Here is a 19,165-nt window from a genome sequence, read left to right as displayed (position 1 = left end):
GAATGGAGGGGGTGGGTGGGGCTGGGGTGGGGTGAGAGGGCCTGGGCTTACAGGCCGAAGCGGCGGGCTACGGCGCGGAGGGATTCCGCCGAGCGGCGGAGGCCGCTGAGCTCGTCCACGGACATCGGGACCTCGAGGCGCTCGCCGACACCGCCGCGGCCGACCACCGAGGGCACCGAGAGGCACACGTCGCTGATCCCGTGGTAGCCGTCCAGCAGCGAGGACACCGGCAGGATGCGCCGCTCGTCCTTCACGATCGCCTCGATGATCCGGGAGCCCGCCAGCGCCACCGCGTAGTTGGTCGCGCCCTTGCCGGCGATGATCCGGTAGGCCGAGTCGACCACCTCGCGGGCGATCGAGTCGCGCACCTCGGAGGTCAGCGGCACGTGGCCGTCGATGCCGTTCCAGTCGAGGATCGGCACGCCACCGATCGTCGCGGAGGACCACAGCGGCAGCTCGGAGTCGCCGTGCTCGCCGGCGATGTACGCGTGCACGTTCTGCACGGCCACACCGGTGTGCTGGGCGATCAGGTAGCGCAGCCGGGAGGAGTCGAGCACGGTGCCCGACCCGAACATCTGCGTCGGCGGCAGGCCGGAGTACTTCAGCGCGGCGTAGGTCACGATGTCCACCGGGTTGGTGACCATGACGTACACCGCGTTCGGCGCGACCTCGACCAGCGGCGGCAGGATCTTCTGCACCAGCGAGATCGTGGCCTCGGCCAGGTCGATCCGGGTCTGACCGGGCTTCTGCTTGGCGCCCGCGGTCACCATGACCACGTCGGCGTCCGCGCAGGCGGCGATGTCGTCGGAGCCGATCACCTCGGCCATCGGCATGAACTGGATGCCGTGCCCGAGGTCCAGCGCCTCCGCCTCGACCTTGGCCTTGTTGATGTCGTAGAGCACGACGCTGCGCGCGGCCCCGCGCATGAGCGCGGCGTAGGCCATCGTCGATCCCACCGCGCCGGCGCCGATCACGGCGAGCTTGGTGGTCCGTCGCGGCCCCGCGGTGGTGCCGGCCAGGCCGAGCTCGTCGCCGTCGTCAGTCTGGTCGCTCACGGGTCCTCCTCGCAGGTCTGCGCCGCAGGTGTCGGCGCCGGTCACGAGGGTAGTTCACGCGCTGGCGGCATGCTCCTGACCCGACAGGCGCCGCAGCGCACCGAGAGCGACGTCACGATCCGTGGTCCGCCAGAACCCGGGCAGCGAGCGGACCAGGAACTCCCCGTAGCGCGCGGTGGACAGCCGCGGGTCGAGCACCGCCACCACCCCGCGGTCGGCGGTGGAACGGATCAGCCGGCCGGCGCCCTGGGCGAGCAGCAGCGCGGCGTGGGTGGCGGCCACCGACATGAAGCCGTTGCCGCCCGCGGCCACCACCGCCTCCGAGCGCGCCGAGCGGACCGGGTCGTCCGGGCGCGGGAACGGGATCCGGTCGATCAGCACCAGCTGGTTGGACGGGCCGGGCACGTCCACGCCCTGCCAGAGCGACAGCGTGCCGAACAGGCAGGTGGGCTCGTCCTCGGCGAACTGCCGCACCAGGGTCGGCAGCTGGTCGTCGCCCTGCACCAGCACCGGCACGTCCAGCCGCTCGCGCATCGCCTCGGCCACCACGGTCGCCGCGCGTCGCGAGGAGAACAGCCCCAGCGTGCGGCCGCCGGCGGCGGTGATCAGCTCGGCGATCTCGTCCAGCTGCGCGTCGGTGGCGGGTTCACGCCCAGGCGGCGGCAGGCGGCGGGCGATGTAGAGGATCCCCTGCTTCGGGTAGTCGAACGGGCTGCCGACGTCGATCCCCCGCCAGTGCAGCGTGCTCGACGTCTCGGCGCCGGGCGCCGGGTCCGCGCCGCCCGGGCCGTCGGCGGCGGAGGCCGTGGCCGCCGCCTTGTCGCTGGCGCCCTCCAGGCCGATCCCCCGCGCCATCGAGCGGAACTCGCCGCCCAGGCTGAGCGTCGCCGAGGTGAGCACCGTCGCCCGCCCGGTGAGCAGGTGGGTGCGGATCAACCCGTTGACCGCCAGCGGGGCCGCGTGCAGCCGGGTCGCCCCGTCACCGCCGCGCCCGTCGCCGCGCGAGCACCACAGCACCGTGTACCGCTGGGCCTCCGGATCGGCCGCCATCGACTCCGCGACCTCGAACAGCGACTGCACCGCCGACGTCGCGATCTTGAGCCCGGTGTCCGCCTCCGCCGTGCCACCACCGCCCGCCGGCTTGTCCGGCTTGAGGTCCGACAGCAGACCGCGCGCGGCGTCCCGCACCATCGCCACCGCCGCGCGCGCCTCGGCGGGCAGCCCGTCGGTGAACCGGCCCTCCGGCAGCGCGAACATCGCCGTGCCGAGGGCGGTCGCCGCCGCGTCCAGATCGGTGGTGACGATGCCACCGTGCCGCCGCGCCATCCGCCCGGCGTGCTCGACGGTGCTCACGGACAGCTCGGCGGTGGACTGCGCGGTCACCCGGTCGGCCAGCTCGTGCGCCTCGTCCACCACCAGCACGTCGTGCTCCGGCAGCACGTGGGTCGACCCCGAGGCGGCGATCCCGAGCATCGCGTGGTTCGTCACCACCACGTCGGCGGCGCGGGCCGTGGCCTTGGCGCGCTCCGGGAAGCACTCGGCGAGCAGCGGGCAGCGCTGGCCCAGGCACTCCAGCGAGGTCACCGACACCTGCCGCCACGCGCGGTCGCTCACGCCGGGCACCAGATCGTCCCGGTCGCCGCTGTCGGTGCCCTGCGCCCACTCGCGCAGCCGCACCACCTGGGCGCCGAGCGACTCCTTGCCGCCGTCGTCGCCCTCACCCGGTTCCGGCGCCGGGTGGTCGGCCGCGCCGTGCTCGCCGAGGTCGAAGAGCATCCCCTGCTCGTCCGGCGGGTAGCCGCCGTCGGTCTTGTGCACGCAGACGTAGTTGTGCCAGCCCTTGAGCAGCGCGATCTTCGGCGCACGGGGCAGCGCGGGACCGAGCGCCCCGGCGACCAGCGGCAGGTCCCGGGTCATCACCTGGCGCTGCAGCGCGAGCGTCGCGGTGGAGACCACGACCTTCTCGTCCGCGAGCACCGCGTGCCGCACCGAGGGCACCAGGTAGCCGAGCGACTTCCCGGTGCCGGTGCCCGCCTGCACCATCAGGTGCTCGCCGGCCTCGATCGTCTGCGCGACCTCACGGGCCATCTGCCGCTGGCCGTCACGGGGCGCCCCGCCGAGGGCGGCGACGGCCAGGTCGAGCAGGTGGTCGACGTCGGGAGCGGGGTCAGGCACCCGAGAAGGGTAGTCCGGTCATCCGACAGCCACGGACGCCGCGTGCAGCTCCGCCGCCAGCCCCTCGTCCACCCGGCCGCGCAGGGCCGTGCCGTGCGCGGTGTGCTCCTCGCGGTCGATCTCGCCGGTCTCGTGCACGCGGTGCACCAGGTCGCCGCGGTCGTACGGGATCACCACGTCGACCACCACGCCGGGGCGCGGCAGCTGGTCGGCGATCAGGGCCTGGAGCTGGTCGATCCCCTCGCCGGTGTGCGCGGAGACGACGACAGCCCCGTGCTCGCGCGAGCGCAGCCGGGCCACCACCTCCGGCTCGGCCAGGTCGACCTTGTTCAGCACGATCACCTCGGGCACGTCCATCGCGCCCGGGATGTCGGCGAACACGTGCCGGACCGCCGCGATCTGCCCCTCCGGGTCCGGGTGCGAGGCGTCCACGACGTGCAGCACCAGGTCCGAGTCGGCGACCTCCTCCAGCGTGGAACGGAACGCCTCGACCAGCTGGTGCGGCAGGTTCCGCACGAAGCCCACCGTGTCGGCCAGCGTGTACACCCGCCCGTCGGCGGCCTGCGCGCGGCGGACGGTCGGGTCCAGGGTGGCGAACAGGGCGTTCTCCACCAGCACCCCGGCGTCGGTCAGCCGGTTGAGCAGCGAGGACTTGCCGGCGTTGGTGTACCCCGCGATGGCCACCGAGGGGATCGCGTTCTTGCGGCGGGACGCGCGCTTGGTCTGCCGGCCCGGCTCCATCGCGGCGATCTCACGACGCAGCTTCGCCATCCGGTTGCGGATCCGGCGCCGGTCCAGCTCGATCTTCGTCTCACCGGGACCACGCGAGCCCATGCCGGCACCCGCGCCGCCGACCTGGCCACCGGCCTGCCGGGACATCGACTCGCCCCAGCCGCGCAGGCGCGGGAGCAGGTACTCGAGCTGCGCGAGCTCCACCTGCGCCTTGCCCTCCCGCGACTTGGCGTGCTGGGCGAAGATGTCGAGGATCAGCGCGGTCCGGTCGACCACCTTGACCTTGACCACGTCCTCCAGCGCGCGGCGCTGCGAGGGGGCGAGCTCGCCGTCGACGACCACGGTGTCCGCGCCGTGCGCCAGCACGATGCCGGCCAGCTCGGCGGCCTTGCCGGAGCCCAGGTACGTGCCGGGATCGGGGTTCTGCCGGCGCTGGAGCAGCCCGTCGAGCACCTCGGAGCCCGCGGTCTCGGCCAGCGCCGCGAGCTCGCGCATCGAGATCTCCGCGGCCTCCTGCGTCGCGTTGCCGCCCCAGAGGCCCACCAGCACCACGCGCTCCAGGCGCAGCTGCCGGTACTCGACCTCGGTGACGTCCTGGAGCTCGGTGGACAGGTTCTGGACCCGGCGCAGCGACGTGCGCTCCTCCAGGTCGAGCTGGTCGCCGTCGTGCGCGGAGTGGACCGTGCCGCCCTCGTGCACCGCGGTCCCGGCCCGCGCCAGCACGCGGGCCACCACGTCGTCCGCGACCCGCTGGGCGTCGCGCGCGGCCTGCTGCGCGTCCACCTCGGTCACGTCCTGGGCGTCCGTCGTGGGGTGCTGGGGATCGTTCACGCGGGTCCTTCCGGTCGGCCCGGCGGGGTCGACGTCAGTCGTGGGCCGCCGGCATCGGTGCGGCGGCGTCGTGATCCAGGGTGTCACGGCGGGGCGCGGGGGCGCGACGTCATTCGCCAGAGGCGGACGCGGGGGGTGGTTCGAGCGGCGCGGGGTGGGGGCGGCAGGGTCGCGGGGGCTGGGCCGGTGACCGGGCACGGGCGCGGGAGTCGGTAGGGTCGCGGGCGTGACCGGGAACGACCACTACTTCACCGCCGAGCCGGCCTCCCCCGACGAGCGACGCACCCGCACCGTCCACCTCGCCGGTCGCGACCTCACCGTGGAGACCGCCGGCGGGGTGTTCTCCCCCGACCACCTCGACTCCGGCACCGAGGTGCTGCTGCGCACCGTCCCCGCGCCGCCGGCCGAGGGCCACCTGCTCGACCTGGGCTGCGGGTGGGGGCCGGTCGCGCTGAGCATGGCCCTGCTCGCCCCCGGCGCGACGGTGTGGGCCGTGGACGTCAACGAGCGGGCGCTCGACCTGACCCGGCGCAACGCCGAGCGGGTGGGCGCCGCGTGGCCGGACGGCGCGGGCGACGGCGCGCCGGCCGAGGGCGACGCCGGACCGGAGCACGGTGCCGGCACCCCGGGCGCGAGCGCCGGCGTGCGCGCGGTGCACCCCGACGACGTGCCGGAGGACGTGCGGTTCGCGGCGATCTGGTCGAACCCGCCGATCCGCGTGGGCAAACCCGCCCTGCACGCGATGCTCCTGCACTGGCTCCCCCGGCTGCTCCCGGGCGGGTCCGCCTACCTGGTGGTCGGCAAGCAGCTCGGCGCGGACTCGCTCCAGCGGTGGATCGCCACGGAGCTCGGCGCGGCGGCCGACGTCGAGCGCGTCGAGACCGACCGCGGATTCCGCGTCCTGCGCGTCACCGCCCGCTGACTGCCCGTCTTCCGGCCGCGGGCTTCGTCTGCGCCTGACCCTCCGCGCACAGGTCTGGACAGCACCTCCCCGCGGCCGGCACATCGCCGAGTTGTCACCTCTTGTCGCTTCGCGAGCACCTGAAGCGACGAAAGATGACAACTCGGCGGGATGGGGGCCCGCGGTGCGCGGGGTAGCTCAGTGCGGGGGCAGGAGGGGGGCGACGGCGGCGCGGGCCTGGGCGAGGGTGGGGACGCCCTCGACGCGCAGCACCGGGGTGCCCTCCGGGTCGAGCAGCACGACGGTCGGCGTCGAGGTGATCGCGAAGGCCTCCGCCAGATCGGCCCGCTGCGCGACGTCCACCTCGACGTGCGCGACGCCCTCGGAGGTGTCGACCACCCGCTCCAGCACCCGGCGGGCGGCCCGGCACGGCGCGCAGAAGCCCGAGGAGATCTGCACGAAGGTCGCGCGCTCGCCCAGCGGGTGCCGCAGGGTGCCGGCATCCAGGGGTGCACGCTCGCTGCTCACGCCACCCTCAACCCTGCGCGGCGCCCGCTCTGTTCCCGCCCCGCGCGCCGAGTTCGGTGGTTCATGCGAGAAATGGGCCGTGGAACCACCGATCTCGGCCCGAACCACCGAACTCGCGGGAGGTGCGCCGCACGGGAGGGTGCGGGCGGGCACGGGTGCGGGAGCAGGCCGGGGGCGCAGGGATCAGTGCGCGAGAGACGCGCGGGTGACCTGGATCTCGGCGACGAGGACGGCGGGGCCGGCGAGCTCGACGTGGCCGTCGGGGAGCACGGTCACCCGCACCGTCCCGCCGGGGACGTCCACCAGCCACACGTCCGGCGACCCGGCGCCGCCCCAGGTGCGGACCGCGAGCGCGGCGGCGCAGGCGCCGGTGCCGCAGGAGCGGGTCTCGCCGACGCCGCGCTCGTGCACGCGCATGCGCAGCCGGCCCACGGGGGTGCCGTCGGCGGCCCGGTCCTCGCCGAGGGGCACGACGAGCTCGACGTTGGTGCCGTGCGGGGGCACGGGGTCGACGACGGGGGCGCGGGTGAGGTCGGCGGCGACCAGGTCGGCGGCGTCGGCCAGGGCGATCACGGTGTGCGGGTTGCCCAGGTCGACGCTGAGCGCGGGGCGCGGGACGTCCAGCCCGGCGACGGTCACCTGCGCGTCGAGGCCGGCGGCCACCGCTGCGTCACCGCCGGGCAGCCGCCACGGGCCCATGTCGACGGCGTACCAGGTGGCGTCGCCACCGTCGGCGGCGGGCACCTCGCGGACGCGGCGCACGCCGGCGCGGGTGCCGAGCACGAGGTCGCCGGCGGCCGGGTCCCAGACGCCGAGGTGGCGGGCGTACTCCGCGACCACGCGCACGCCGTTGCCGCACATCTCGGCGATCGACCCGTCGGCGTTGCGGTAGTCCATGAACCAGGTGGCGGCCGGGTCCTCGGCGAGCACGGGGGCGCCCTCGGGCAGGGCCTCGCTGGCGATCAGCCGGATCACGCCGTCGCCGCCGATGCCGGCCCGCCGGTCCGCGAGCGCCCGCACCAGGTCGGCGTCCAGCGCGGCGCCGTCGCGGCCGTCGAGCAGCACGAAGTCGTTCTGGGTGCCGTGCCCCTTGGTGACGTGCAGCGCCTCGGTCATGAGCCCAGACTACGGCGCGGCGCCGGGTCCTCCGTGGCCGGTCCCAGCGTGCCGGCGTCGGCCGCGGCGACCAGGGCGAGGGCACGGTCGACCAGGTCGGGGTCCTGGGCGTCCAGCCAGTGCACGCGCGGGTCCCGGCCGAACCAGCCCATCTGCTTGCGGGCGAGCCGGCGGGTGCCGGCGACGGTCTGCTCGCGGGCCTCGTCCTCGGTGATCTCCCCGCGCAGCACGGCCAGCACCTCGGCGTAGCCGACCGCGCGGGAGGCGGTCCGGCCGATCCCGGCGGCGGCGAGCGTGCGCACCTCCTCGACCAGCCCGGCGGCCCACATCCGGTCGACCCGTGCCGCGACGCGCGTGTCGAGCACGGCGCGGTCGCAGTCCAGGCCGATCTGCACGGCGGGCACCTGGTACTCGTGGCTCGGCAGGTTCGCCGAGTAGGGGCGGCCGGTCAGCGCGATCACCTCGAGCGCCCGGACGATCCGGCGGGCGTTGCGCGGGCCGATCCCCTCGGCGGCCACCGGGTCCAGGCGGGTGAGCTCGGCGTGCAGGGCCCGGGAGCCCTCGGCCTCGACGCGGGCCTCCAGGTCGGCACGCACCTGCGGGTCGGTGCCGGGGAACTCCATCCGGTCGAGCAGCGCGCGCACGTACAGCCCGGACCCGCCGACGACCACGGCCCGGTGCCCGCGCGCGGCGATGTCGGCCAGGTCGGCGCGGGCGGACTCCTGGTACGCGGCGACGGTGGCGTCCTCGTGCGGGTCGAGCACGTCGAGCTGGTGGTGCGGCACCCCGTTCCGCTCGGCGGGCGCCAGCTTGGCGGTGCCGATGTCCATCCCCCGGTACAGCTGGAGGGCGTCGGCGTTGACCACCTCGCCCCCGAGGCGCTCGGCGAGAGCGAGCCCCAGGTCGGACTTGCCGGTGGCGGTGGGTCCGACCACGGCGACGACGACGGTCAACGGGGCTCCTCGGCGTTCGGGGCAGCGGGGACGGGGGCGGTCGCCCGGGACGGGACCGGGGCGGACGCACGGGCCGCGGCGGCGGTGGGATCGAGACCGGGCGCGTGGGCCGGGTCCGGGACGTCGAGCAGCCAGCGGGCGACGACGTGCGCGCCGAGCGCGGTTCCGGTGGTGCGCGCGAGCACCCGGACGAGATCAACCGGATCAGCGGGATCTGAGGGCTCGGCCGACACGTCGTGCTCGGCCAGCAGCCCGAGCAGCGCCCGCCAGGGCCCGGCGCCGGACACCGCGAGCGCGGCCAGGTCCGCGGGCCCGTCCAGCACGGCGGCGAGCGCGGCGGGGCCGGTGCCGAGGGCCGCGGCCAGCGCCTCGTCCAGGGCGGGGGCGTCCGGGTCGGCGGCCAGCGGGGCGTCCTCGCCGTCCCGGGCGCTGAGCGACCCGACCACCACCAGCAGATCGGGCAGCACGGCATCGATCCGCTCCGGGTCAGGCAGCGCGATCCCTCCGCCCGCCGCCACGCGCGCCACCTCCCGCACCTGCACCGCGTCCAGCGGCACCCCCGCGGCGTGCAGGAGGTGCAGCGCCACCGACGCGGGGACGTCGGCAGGCGGGCCGTCGACGGGTCCGACCTCCGGCACCAGGGCGACGGGCACCCCGGCGGCGGTCAGCGAGCCGCGCGCGCCGCGCAGGTCACGGTCGTGGGCACCCGGAGCGATCACCAGGACCGAGCACGCGCCCGGTGCACGCCGCGCGCCGGCAAGGTCGCTCCCGCTCACCTGCGCCCACGCCTCCACCAGCGCCTCGACCGCCGCCGCGCGCAGCCCGGCCAGCGGATCGGACCGCCCGGCGGCACCCGGCACGAGCAGGGCGGTGTCGGGCAGCAGCACCACGGGCAGGATCACCCCCCGACGGTAGCCCGTCACCAGGGATGGTCCTGCCCGCGACGCCGGCCCCGGCGCTCAGGCGGTGAGCTCGGCGGCCAGCGCCTCGGCGCGGGCGACCTGCCCGGAGCGGCGCAGCACGTCGATCAGCAGGTTCGCCACCTCGCCGCGCAGGTCGCGCCGCCGGACCATGGCGAAGCCCTCCATGGCGGACTCCAGGTTCCACACCGCCTCGTCCACCTGCCCGAGGCGGTCGTGCAGCCGACCGGCCAGCCAGAACGCGTGCGCGGCGTCGCCGATCGCCCCGAGCCCGCCGAAGGACTCGGCGGCCTGCTGCGCGAGCCGGGCGCCCTCGACGGCGCCCGCGTCGTCGCCCCGGGTGGCGAGCAGCCGGGCGGCGGCGTCCTGCAGGTCGGCGGTGGTGCGGCGGCGCTCGGCCTCGGCCTTCTTCGCGAGGTCCGCGGCGAGGTCGGGCGCGGGCTGCTGGGCGGCGAGCGCGGCGACCAGGGTCTCGACGGTGGCGAGCACCCGGTCGGCTCCCCCGGCGACGGCGGCGGCGCGGGCCCACTGCACGACCACCGGCGCGACGGTCGCGGGCTCGGCGCCCCCGGCGGTCAGGCGGGCGACGGCGGCCTCGTAGGCACCGGCGGCCCCGTCGTCGTCCCCGAGCGTCTGGGCGCAGTAGGCGGCCTCGGCGTAGCAGAAGCCGGACTCGACCAGCAGACCCGCGGACTCGGCGGCGCCGGCCGCGCGCAGGTAGGCGGTGGCGGCGCCCTCGGTGTCCCCGGCGCCGGACAGCCGCTCGGCCTCCGCGATCAGGGCCGTGGGGTCCGCGATCGACGCACCCGGATCGGCGATCGACGACCCCGCCGCCGGAGCACCGGATCCCGACCCCGCCGATCCGCCCACAGAACCCGCACCGCCCGCGAGCCCCGCCCCGCGCGGCAGCACGTCGAGGTCCAGCACGACCCCCGCCGGCTCGGTCGCCCACGCCGTCGCGACGCTCTCGGACTCGGAGGAGGTCCCGTTGCGGGCGTCGAAGGCGGTGGCCAGCTCGTCGGCCTGCGCGCGCAGCCAGTCGTCCAGCTCGGCCACGGTGGCGGCGGGCACCCCGGTCAGCCGGACCGGTGCGTCGGCGTGCTCGGCGCGCAGCACGTGGGTGGCGGCACCGACCAGCACGGAGAACACCAGCCGCGAGTACGGCGAGTCCCCGCCGGTGAAAAGGTGTTGCTCCTCCTCGATCGCGCGGATCGCCCGGGTGGGCTGGCCGCCACGGGCCAGCAGGCGGATCCGCCGGCCCCGGGCGCCGACCATGTCGGAGTCGGCCTCGGCGAGGGCGGCGACCGCACGACGGTAGGCGCGGGCGGCGTCCTGGGCGCGACCGGTGAGCAGGTAGGCCTCCGCCAGGTAGGACAGCATGTCCGCCGGCTCGGAGGCGCAGGACGGGTCGGTGGTGAGGGTCTGCTCGATCAGGCGGATGCCCTCGTCGACCCGGTCGGTGGCGATCAGCCAGGACGCGCGGTCGCCGGGGTCGCAGGCCTCGCACTGCGAGAAGTCGTCGCGCGGGGTGGCCACCCAGGCCTGGAAGTGCTGCTCGACGTCCGCCGACCCGCGCTGCCGCGCCCAGGCGAAGCGCTCGTAGGCGACCGCGTCCATGCCGTTGCCGGCCAGCGCGTAGCGGCGCTCCATGTCGGCCAGGGTGCGGTCGATCTGCGCGGCGGGCACGGTCGGGAAGTTCGCCAGCTCGCTGACCATCCACTTGTACGACCAGAACATGCCGTGCCGGTCGTACTCGTCGAACTTCTCCGGGTGCTCGTCCCACCAGCGCAGCAGCTGCGCGAAGGGCACGAAGGACTTCTCCGGCTCGCCGCCCCAGTTGTACGCCTCGACCAGGGTCGACAGCGCGAAGGCACGCGCCTCGTCCGGCCCCTCGGCCTCGACCACCCGCACCTGCCGCTCGGCGGCCTGGGTGCGCGCGAGCCCGTAGGGCATGCCCCGCACCGCGGAGATCTCCCGGTTGGCCTCGTCCAGCGTCCGGCTCATCGCCCGTCCTCCCCCGCCGGTCCCCCGGCATCCGTCCCGCGCGCGCCCCGCAGCCCTTCGCGGAGCAGCACGCTCATCGATCCCGTCATCAGCTCCGACTCCCGCGCGCGCAGCGGCTCGCCGGCCAGCAGCAGCGCGGAGACGTACAGCGAGCGCACGCCCGCCTCGAAGACCTCGCCCGGCGGCGCGGCCAGCAGGTCGCGGACCAGCGGGCTGCGGTCGTTGAGCACCAGGCTGCGCGCGGCGGCGGGGGCGGCGAACCCCGCGAGCACGTCGCTCCACAGGTCGTCCGCCTCGGCCACCGTGCGGGCCAGGTCGCGCTGGTGGTCGCCCTCGCGGTCGTGCAGCAGCACGGCGGGCAGCCCGGCGGGCTCGAAGGTGCGCAGCAGCAGCTCGCAGTCCAGCGGGCGCAGCACGGCGTCGCCGGCGGTGACCGCGTCCAGCGTCGCCAGCTCGCGCTCCGGGGTCACCGGTTCCAGCACCTGCGCGATGTCCCCGCCGCCGAGCGGCCGCACCTCGCCGGAGGACCGCGCGGCCAGGCGTGCCAGCAGGTCGGCGTCGTAGACGTAGCCCGCATTGACCACCGCGAGGCCCTGGGCGCGGGCCACCGGGGCGATCCGCTTGTACTCCTCCAGGGTGGGCGCGTAGACGATCCGGCCGTGCTGCTCGGCGACCTCGGCCAGGCTGAGCGGTCCGTCGGTGGTCTCGAACGGCAGGATCTTCGTCGCCAGGTCGAGCATGGTGTCGTCGGTGAGCGCCAGCGAGCGCACCGCCAGGTGGTGCGTGGTGACGAAGGTCTTGGCGAGCGTGGTCGAGGACTCCAGCGTGCGCAGGGTCCATTCCCGGATCGCTCCGGCCAGCGCCTCCTGCGTCGCCAGCAGCACCTCGTCGGTGTAGAGCTGCTCGCGGGAGGCGGTCGGCCGCAGCCCCGAGGCGTCGATCACGCAGCGCACGAAGAACGCCCACTCCGGCAGCAGCCCCTCCACGCGGGTGCCGAGCAGCATCCGCTTGAGGTACACCCGGTGCGACCCGCCCCCGCCCGGCGGCACGGCGGCCGGCAGCACGTAGGCCACCCCGCTGACGCCGGCCAGCGGCACGGACAGGTCGATGCTGGCCAGCGGCGTGAAGCCGAGGGTGCGTTCGCAGTACTGCGCCAGCGCGCGCTGCCGGGACGCCTCGTCGCCGTGCTCGCGCGCCCAGGGCAGCACCGGCTCGGTGATCCGGCGCCAGACGTGCCCGGGGCGCGGGTCGCCGCCGGCGAGGGGCAGGTCGTCCGGCGCGGCCGCCCCCGGGACGGCGCCACCGGCCGCCCCCAGCGGGACCTCCACCGCCACGTCCACCGGCAGCAGCGAGCCGAACTCGCCCGCGAGCGCCACCACGGTCTCGCCGCTCAGCCAGTGCTCCATGTCGCGCCGGGGCCGCAGCCGCACGGTGCTGCCGACCGGGACGGCGGCCGTGTCGGCACCGGGGATCTCCGCCAGGTCGTAGGAGCCGTCGGCGTGCCCGCGCCAGCGCACCGGCGCCGCGTCCGGCGACTTCGCCGAGCGGGACACCAGCTCGATCTCGTCCGCGACCATGAACGCCGACAGCAGGCCGATGCCGAACTGGCCGAGGAACTCCTCGCGGCCGAGCCCGAGGTCCAGGTCCCGCTTGGAGGACCGTCCGACGGTCGCCAGCAGCTCCTCCGCCTCGGCGAGCGTGAGCCCCACGCCGGAGTCGGTCACGGTCAGCGAGCCGTCCGGCAGCGGGCGCAGCCGCAGCGTCGCCGGGGCGTCCGCGTCCAGGGCGTGCCGCGCGGTGATCGCGTCGACGCCGTTCTGCAGCAGCTCGCGCAGGTAGACCCGCGGGCCGGAGTACAGGTGCCGCGCCAGCAGGTCGACGATCCCGTGCAGGTCGACCTGGAACGCCTTCGAGGACGTGACGTCCCCGCTGCCCGTGCTCGGTCCCACGTGTGCTCCTTCGTCTCGTCCGTCATGCCTCGCGGCGAGGCCGGTGCGGGAGGTCGTCCGCGCGCACCGGCCCCGCCGGGTCGATCAGTCCTGCTCGATCAGTCCTGCGCCTCGTCCGTCCCGGTGATCCCGAGCCGCACGTGCGCCTCGGCGACCGCCTCCGGGAAGAACTCGTCGAGGTGGTCGAAGAACGGCAGCGTCGTCTCGATCCCGCAGGTGATGTGGTCGGCGAGCCGCGCGTCGGACAGGCCCTCCGGGTACGCGACCGTGTGGTGCGCGTAGATCATCAGGAACTCGCCGTCGGCGTCCGGCACCGCGTACACGTGCGGCCACGGGTGGCTCTGCGACCACGCGTTCGCGATCTCCAGCACCTGGCCGAGCCGGTCGACCGGGATCTTGCGGTTGTACTGCGCGCGCACGAACAGCGCGGACTCCTGGGCGCCGAGCAGCAGGAACCAGATGCCGTGCTGGTCCCACCAGCCCCAGACGTCACCGTCCTCGTCGACCTCGTAGCGGTACCCCTGGGCGTCCAGGTAGGCGCGCACCCGCTCACGGCTCAGCGGGGCCAGCGCCTCGCCGCCGTCGGCGGGCAGGGCGTCCTTGGTGAAGAAGCCCATCACTCCGCCGCGTCGTACTCGGCCTTGGCGACGGCGGCCTCGGCCGGGTACGCCTCGTCGATGTGCTCGAAGAGCTGGAGCGCGGTCGAGATGCCGCAGGCGAGGTGCAGGTCGATCTGCTCGTCGGTGACGCCGTGCTCGTAGTCGACGGTGTGCTCCGCGTAGATGCCGAGCACGTCGTCCTCGACGCGCACGTAGCCCTTGGGCCACAGCTTGTCGGCGTTCCAGGCGTTCACCAGCGCCGTGGCGCGCTCGAGCTGGTCCAGGCCGATCTTCCGGTTCCAGCGCCCGCGCACCTGGAGGTACTCCTGGTGCTGGCCCATCCGGAAGAAGTAGAAGAGGTGCCCGTCCCAGTAGCCGCCGATGTCGCCGTCGTCGTCCACGGCGTACCGCATGTCGCGGCCGTCCAGCACACCGGTGATCCGGTCGTGGGTCAGCGGGGTCAGGTGGCCGCCCGCGGCAGCATCCGGCTTGGTGAAGAATCCCATGTCGTCCTCGTCGCTCGTCGGTCGGGCGCGGCCGTGGTCCTGGTGGACGCCGCACCCCGGGAACCTGTCGGTGCAGGTGAGAGCACTCGCGTGCCCGTCGAAGGTGAGACTAACAACCGAATCGGACAAAGCGACCTGTGGGCCGCGCGCGCACCCGTCCGGGTGGCACCGCGGACCCCCGGGTAGGGTCTTCTCATGGGTCTCTTCCGGAACCGGCGGCAGCGCCGAGGTCCGGGCGGTCCGCAGGACGAGGGCGTCGGCACCCCGCCCGGCAGCCCGTCGCGGGCGGATCGCGCCGCCGTGCCCGCGACCGTGGACGACGGCCGGCCCTCGCCGCTGAGCACCGAGCGCGTGGTGCAGTGGCTGGAGGCGAACGGCTTCCACTACTTCGTGGACAACGACGGCGACCTCGGCGGGCTGTGGCGCGGCCGGCTGTTCTACTTCTTCCTGTTCGGCGAGCGCTCCGAGATCCTCCAGGTGCGCGGGCAGTGGCACCGGGAGGTCGCGATCGAGCGCCTGGAGGAGGTGCTGGACGCCTGCACCGAGTGGAACGCCGAGCGGATCTGGCCCAAGGCCTACGTGCGCGTGCGGGACAACGGCATGGTGCACGTGGTGGCCGAGGTCTCCACCGACCTGGAGCACGGCGCCACCGACGACCAGCTCAGCCAGCTGCTGTTCTGCGGGCTGAGCAGCTCGACCACCTTCTTCGACGCGATCGACGACCTGTACCCCGACCCCGCCGCGGTGGCTCCGTGAGCGCCCGTCAGCCGGGCTGGCTGTCCCGGGTGCTCGCGGTGCGCCAGCCGGTGCCGCAGCGCCGGGTTCCGGTGCAGGCCCGGCCGACGCCGCTCACCCGCGACCGGGTGGCCGAGACGCTCACCGCGCACGGCTACCACCACCGGATCGACGACGACGGCGACCTGACCGGCGTGTGGAACGAGTCCCGGTTCTGGTTCCTGCTGCTGGGCGAGGAGCACGAGATCCTCCAGGTGCGGGGCCGCTGGCATCGCCAGCTGCCGGTCGCCGGGCGCCGCGCGGTCACGCTGGCCCTGAACGACTGGAACCGCGAGCGCATCTGGCCCAAGCTCTACGTCCGCGAGGAGGAGGGCCAGCTGGCGATCTACTCCGAGGTCTCCACCGACCTGGAGCACGGGGTCACCGCCGAGCAGCTCGACCAGCTCGTCTCCTGCGGGCTGGGCACCGGCGTGCAGGCGTTCGCGTCCTTCGAGAGCCTGCTGCCGCCGTCGGAGTGAGCCGCGGCGCGATCGATCAGCGCGGCCCCATCGATCAGCGCGGCCCCATCGATCAGCGCAGCCCGATCGATCAGCGCAGCCCGATCGATCAGCGCAGCCCGATCGTCGGCAGGCCGAGCAGCACCGGGGCCGCCGGACCGCCGCCCTCCGCACCGCCGCCACCGGTGCCGCAGGAGTCCCCCGCTCCCCCGTGCGTGTGCTCGTCCTCGCCGTTCTGCCGGCGCTCCCAGGCGTCGCCGGCCCGGGTGCGCCGGACCGCGAACGGGCCGCCGTCCAGCGCGGAGTCCGCGACCAGGTGGTGCGGGGCGGCGTGCGTGACCTGCACGGTGACCAGGTCGCCGGGGCGCGGGGCGTCGGCGGCCGGCAGGTCGACCGGCAGCGAGAGGTGCACCAGGCGGTTGTCGTCGGCGCGGCCGGACAGCCGGCGGCTCTCGCCGTCCTTGCGGCCCTCGCCCTCGGCGAGCAGCACCTCGACGGTGCGACCGACCTGCGCGCGGCTCTCCTCCAGCGTGATCCGCTCCTGGAGCGCGACCAGCCGCTCGTAGCGCTCCTGGACGACCTCCTTCGGCAGCTGGTCGGGCAGGTCCGCGGCCGGGGTGCCGGGGCGCGGCGAGTACTGGAAGGTGAACGCCGAGGAGAACCGGGAGGCCTCCACCACGCGCAGCGTCTCGGCGAAGTCCTCCTCGGTCTCGCCGGGGAAGCCCACGATGATGTCGGTGGTGATCGCCGCGTGCGGCATCCGCTCGCGCACCCGGTCGAGGATCCCGAGGAACTTCTCCGAGCGGTACGAGCGGCGCATCGCGCGCAGGATCCGGTCCGAGCCGGACTGCAACGGCATGTGCAGGCTCGGCATCACGGTCGGCGTCTCGGCCATCGCCGCGATCACGTCGTCGGTGAAGGACGCCGGGTGCGGCGAGGTGAAGCGCACCCGCTCCAGCCCCTCGATCTGCCCGGTGGCCCGCAGCAGCTTCGCGAACGCCCCGCGGTCGCCGAACTCGACGCCGTAGGAGTTCACGTTCTGCCCGAGCAGGGTCACCTCGATCGCGCCCTGGTCGACCAGCGCGGCCACCTCGGCCAGCACCTCGCCCGGCCGGCGGTCGCGCTCCTTGCCGCGCAGGTGCGGCACGATGCAGAAGGTGCAGGTGTTGTTGCAGCCCACGCTGATCGACACCCAGCCGGCGTAGACCGACTCGCGGCGGGTGGGCAGCGTCGAGGGGAAGACCTTGAGCGACTCCTCGATCTCCACCTCGGCCTGCGCGTTGTGCCGGGCGCGCTCCAGCAGCACCGGCAGCACGTCGAGGTTGTGCGTGCCGAAGACGACGTCCACCCACGGCGCGCGCTCGACGATCCCGGCGCGGTCCTTCTGCGCCAGGCAGCCGCCGACGGCGATCTGCATGCCGGGTCGCGAGCGCTTGGTGCCGGCGAGGCGGCCCAGGTTGCCGTAGAGGCGGTCGGCGGCGTTCTCGCGCACCGCGCAGGTGTTGATCACGATGACGTCCACCTCCTCCGCGGCGGCGGACGCCGGGTCGGCGGGGACGTAGCCGGCCTGCTCCAGCATGCCGGCCATGTGCTCGGAGTCGTGCACGTTCATCTGGCAGCCGAGGGTCTTGACCAGGTACGTGCGCGGCGCGGCGCCGGGCGTGGGGGCGCCGAGCGTCTCAGGTGCGGGGGGCGTGATCGTGCTCATCGCCGTCAAGGGTACGACCCGCGATCCCCTCGTCCCGCCGCGCCCTTCCGACGGCGGGCGCGCGCCGATCTGCTGGTCGGCAGACGGTTGCACTGACCAGGTCTGTTTCCAGATCGTGACTCGATCGAATGGCAGCCTTAACAGACGGGTCATAGGTTTCCCAGATGGCAGAGACCCGCCCTGGCCCCGCCCCCACCGCCGCCGGTGACCCCCTCGTCGTCCTCGATCAGGTGAACAAGCACTTCGGCGCGCTGCACGTGCTCCAGGACGTCGACCTCACGGTGCGTCGCGGCGAGGTCGTGGTGGTGATCGGCCCCTCCGGCAGCGGCAAGTCCACGCTGTGCCGCACGATCAACCGGCTGGAGACCATCGACTCCGGCACGATCACCGTCGACGGCGCCCCGCTGCCCGCCGAGGGCCGTGCGCTGGCCCGGCTGCGCGCCGACGTCGGCATGGTGTTCCAGTCTTTCAACCTGTTCGCGCACCGCACGGTGCTGGAGAACGTCACCCTCGGCCTCCGCAAGGTCCGCCGGGTGCCCACCGGCGAGGCACGGGCCCGCGCGACCGCCCTGCTGGAGCGGGTCGGCGTCGCGGGTCAGGCCGCCAAGCTGCCGGCGCAGCTGTCCGGCGGGCAGCAGCAGCGCGTCGCCATCGCCCGCGCGCTGGCGATGGAGCCCAAGGTCATGCTCTTCGACGAGCCGACCTCCGCGCTGGACCCGGAGATGATCAACGAGGTCCTCGACGTGATGACCGCCCTGGCCGCCGACGGCATGACGATGATCGTCGTCACGCACGAGATGGGCTTCGCCCGGCGGGCCGCCGACCGCGTCGTGTTCATGGACGGCGGGCGGATCGTCGAGGAGGCCGATCCGGAGACCTTCTTCACCGCCCCGCGCAGCGAGCGCGCCCGCGACTTCCTGTCCAAGATCCTCACCCACTGAGCCGACCCTCCGACCCCGACCCGCACCCGACCCCGACCGACAGAGCTCCGCCCGCAGACCACGACCGCCGCGAACCGAGGAGATCCTGATGAGAACCCGCACCGCTGGACCGATCGCCGTCCTGGCCGCCGCCACCCTCGCCCTGGCGGCGTGCAGCAGCTCCGACGACGGCGCCGACGGGGGCGACACCCCCGAGGAGTCCGTCACCGCCGTCGACCCCGCCAGCTTCCCGGAGGGCTCCACCATGGCGGCGCTCGCCGAGGCCGGCGAGATCCGGATCGGCACCAAGTTCGACCAGCCGCTGTTCGGCCTGGTCGGCCCGGACGGCGTGCCCGAGGGCTTCGACGTGGAGATCGGCAAGCTGATCGCCGGCAAGCTCGGCATCCCCGAGGACGGCATCACCTGGACCGAGACGATCTCCGCCAACCGTGAGACCTTCATCGAGTCCGACCAGGTGGACCTGGTGATCGCGACCTACACGATCAACGACGACCGGAAGAAGGTCGTCTCCTTCGCCGGTCCGTACTACGAGGCCGGGCAGTCGATCCTCACGCTCGCCAGCAACGAGGACATCCAGGGCGAGGACGACCTCGCCGGCAGATCAGTCTGCACCGTCGGCGGCTCCACCCCGGAGAAGAACCTGCTGGAGAACTTCCCCGACACCGAGGTCGTCGCGTTCGGCGCCTACTCCGACTGCCTCGACCCGCTGCGCAACGGGCAGGTCGACGCGATGAGCACCGACAACGTGATCCTCGCCGGCTTCGCGGACTCCGACCCGACCTTCGAGGTGCGCGGCGAGCCGTTCACCGCCGAGCCCTACGGCATCGGCCTCGCGCTGGACGACACCGACTTCCGCATGTGGATCAACGACGTGCTGGAGGAGTCCTTCGAGGACGGCAGCTGGGAGGCCGCCTGGACCTCGACCGCCGGCGCCGTGCTCCCGACGCCGGAGCCGCCGACCGTCGACCGGTACTGACCGCACCACCGACCGTCCGCGACCGCGGGGACGGGCCGG

The 19,165-nt window shown here is 74.6% G+C and carries 17 protein-coding genes; 5 read left to right on the top strand and 12 right to left on the bottom strand.

Annotated elements, in window-relative coordinates; genetic code table 11:
* Positions 1–47: 47 nt before the first annotated feature.
* From ACZ5HG_RS07860 to hflX, 3 genes are read right to left on the bottom strand one after another with little or no spacing between them, the layout of a single operon-like run.
* Entirely contained in the window at positions 48–1,055 is a 1,008-nt protein-coding gene (locus ACZ5HG_RS07860) for an L-lactate dehydrogenase (RefSeq protein ID WP_464181607.1), read from the bottom strand.
* A 54-nt stretch (positions 1,056–1,109) separates the two neighbouring features.
* Positions 1,110–3,230 carry an ATP-dependent DNA helicase gene (locus ACZ5HG_RS07855; RefSeq protein WP_464181606.1) on the bottom strand — a complete coding sequence of 707 codons (2,121 nt, stop codon included), beginning with the start codon at positions 3,228–3,230 and terminating at the stop codon, positions 1,110–1,112.
* Positions 3,231–3,248: 18 nt separating this feature from the next.
* Positions 3,249–4,754 carry a GTPase HflX gene (gene hflX, locus ACZ5HG_RS07850; RefSeq protein ID WP_464182123.1) on the bottom strand — a complete coding sequence of 502 codons (1,506 nt, stop codon included), beginning with the start codon at positions 4,752–4,754 and terminating at the stop codon, positions 3,249–3,251.
* A 265-nt stretch (positions 4,755–5,019) separates the two neighbouring features.
* On the opposite strand from hflX, the gene ACZ5HG_RS07845 reads away from it, so the two are divergent.
* Positions 5,020–5,715, top strand: a complete 696-nt coding sequence (locus ACZ5HG_RS07845; RefSeq protein ID WP_464181605.1) for a class I SAM-dependent methyltransferase — start codon at positions 5,020–5,022, stop codon at positions 5,713–5,715.
* Positions 5,716–5,892: 177 nt separating this feature from the next.
* Here ACZ5HG_RS07845 and ACZ5HG_RS07840 read toward each other — a convergent pair whose 3' ends face one another.
* The 8 genes from ACZ5HG_RS07840 to ACZ5HG_RS07805 all read right to left on the bottom strand — a co-directional run bounded on the left by ACZ5HG_RS07840 (position 5,893) and on the right by ACZ5HG_RS07805 (position 14,269).
* Positions 5,893–6,222 carry a TlpA family protein disulfide reductase gene (locus tag ACZ5HG_RS07840; RefSeq protein WP_464181604.1) on the bottom strand — a complete coding sequence of 110 codons (330 nt, stop codon included), beginning with the start codon at positions 6,220–6,222 and terminating at the stop codon, positions 5,893–5,895.
* Between the two features lie 183 nt (positions 6,223–6,405).
* Complete coding sequence (gene dapF, locus ACZ5HG_RS07835) at positions 6,406–7,338, bottom strand: diaminopimelate epimerase (RefSeq protein WP_464181603.1); 933 nt, start codon at positions 7,336–7,338, stop codon at positions 6,406–6,408.
* Positions 7,335–8,291 carry a tRNA (adenosine(37)-N6)-dimethylallyltransferase MiaA gene (gene miaA, locus ACZ5HG_RS07830; protein WP_464181602.1) on the bottom strand — a complete coding sequence of 319 codons (957 nt, stop codon included), beginning with the start codon at positions 8,289–8,291 and terminating at the stop codon, positions 7,335–7,337. Before miaA ends, dapF begins: the two co-directional genes overlap by 4 nt.
* A complete protein-coding gene (locus ACZ5HG_RS07825; protein ID WP_464181600.1) occupies positions 8,288–9,193 on the bottom strand; it encodes a hypothetical protein in 906 nt (301 codons plus the stop codon). Before ACZ5HG_RS07825 ends, miaA begins: the two co-directional genes overlap by 4 nt.
* A gap of 57 nt (positions 9,194–9,250) precedes the next feature.
* Complete coding sequence (locus ACZ5HG_RS07820) at positions 9,251–11,215, bottom strand: hypothetical protein (protein ID WP_464181598.1); 1,965 nt, start codon at positions 11,213–11,215, stop codon at positions 9,251–9,253.
* Positions 11,212–13,164 carry an HSP90 family protein gene (locus tag ACZ5HG_RS07815; protein WP_464181596.1) on the bottom strand — a complete coding sequence of 651 codons (1,953 nt, stop codon included), beginning with the start codon at positions 13,162–13,164 and terminating at the stop codon, positions 11,212–11,214. Before ACZ5HG_RS07815 ends, ACZ5HG_RS07820 begins: the two co-directional genes overlap by 4 nt.
* Before the next feature lie 98 nt (positions 13,165–13,262).
* Positions 13,263–13,781 (bottom strand): type III secretion system chaperone family protein, encoded by a 519-nt coding sequence (locus tag ACZ5HG_RS07810; protein ID WP_464181594.1) that lies wholly within the window; start codon positions 13,779–13,781, stop codon positions 13,263–13,265.
* Positions 13,781–14,269: a type III secretion system chaperone family protein gene (locus tag ACZ5HG_RS07805; protein ID WP_464181592.1), complete on the bottom strand. Its 489-nt coding sequence runs from the start codon at positions 14,267–14,269 to the stop codon at positions 13,781–13,783. Before ACZ5HG_RS07805 ends, ACZ5HG_RS07810 begins: the two co-directional genes overlap by 1 nt.
* A gap of 195 nt (positions 14,270–14,464) precedes the next feature.
* On the opposite strand from ACZ5HG_RS07805, the gene ACZ5HG_RS07800 reads away from it, so the two are divergent.
* Together ACZ5HG_RS07800 and ACZ5HG_RS07795 are read left to right on the top strand one after the other, a co-directional pair.
* Positions 14,465–15,025 carry a type III secretion system chaperone family protein gene (locus ACZ5HG_RS07800; protein ID WP_464181589.1) on the top strand — a complete coding sequence of 187 codons (561 nt, stop codon included), beginning with the start codon at positions 14,465–14,467 and terminating at the stop codon, positions 15,023–15,025.
* Positions 15,022–15,522 (top strand): YbjN domain-containing protein, encoded by a 501-nt coding sequence (locus ACZ5HG_RS07795; protein WP_464181587.1) that lies wholly within the window; start codon positions 15,022–15,024, stop codon positions 15,520–15,522. Before ACZ5HG_RS07800 ends, ACZ5HG_RS07795 begins: the two co-directional genes overlap by 4 nt.
* 88 nt (positions 15,523–15,610) lie before the next feature.
* Here the strand turns inward: ACZ5HG_RS07795 and miaB are convergent, their stop codons facing one another.
* The gene (gene miaB / locus ACZ5HG_RS07790; protein ID WP_464181586.1) at positions 15,611–17,209 is read right to left on the bottom strand and encodes a tRNA (N6-isopentenyl adenosine(37)-C2)-methylthiotransferase MiaB; all 1,599 of its coding nucleotides are present in this window, start codon (positions 17,207–17,209) and stop codon (positions 15,611–15,613) included.
* A gap of 164 nt (positions 17,210–17,373) precedes the next feature.
* Here miaB and ACZ5HG_RS07785 point away from each other — a divergent pair, with 164 nt between their 5' ends.
* Together ACZ5HG_RS07785 and ACZ5HG_RS07780 are read left to right on the top strand one after the other, a co-directional pair.
* Complete coding sequence (locus tag ACZ5HG_RS07785; RefSeq protein WP_464181585.1) at positions 17,374–18,150, top strand: amino acid ABC transporter ATP-binding protein; 777 nt, start codon at positions 17,374–17,376, stop codon at positions 18,148–18,150.
* Positions 18,151–18,238: 88 nt separating this feature from the next.
* A complete protein-coding gene (locus ACZ5HG_RS07780; RefSeq protein WP_464181584.1) occupies positions 18,239–19,126 on the top strand; it encodes a glutamate ABC transporter substrate-binding protein in 888 nt (295 codons plus the stop codon).
* The last annotated feature ends 39 nt before the right edge of the window (positions 19,127–19,165 follow it).

The sequence above is a fragment of the Cellulomonas sp. GTC20042 genome (genome assembly GCF_055389595.1).
Note: the sequence above shows the minus strand (reverse complement) of the source record. Positions and strands in the feature narration are given on the sequence as shown.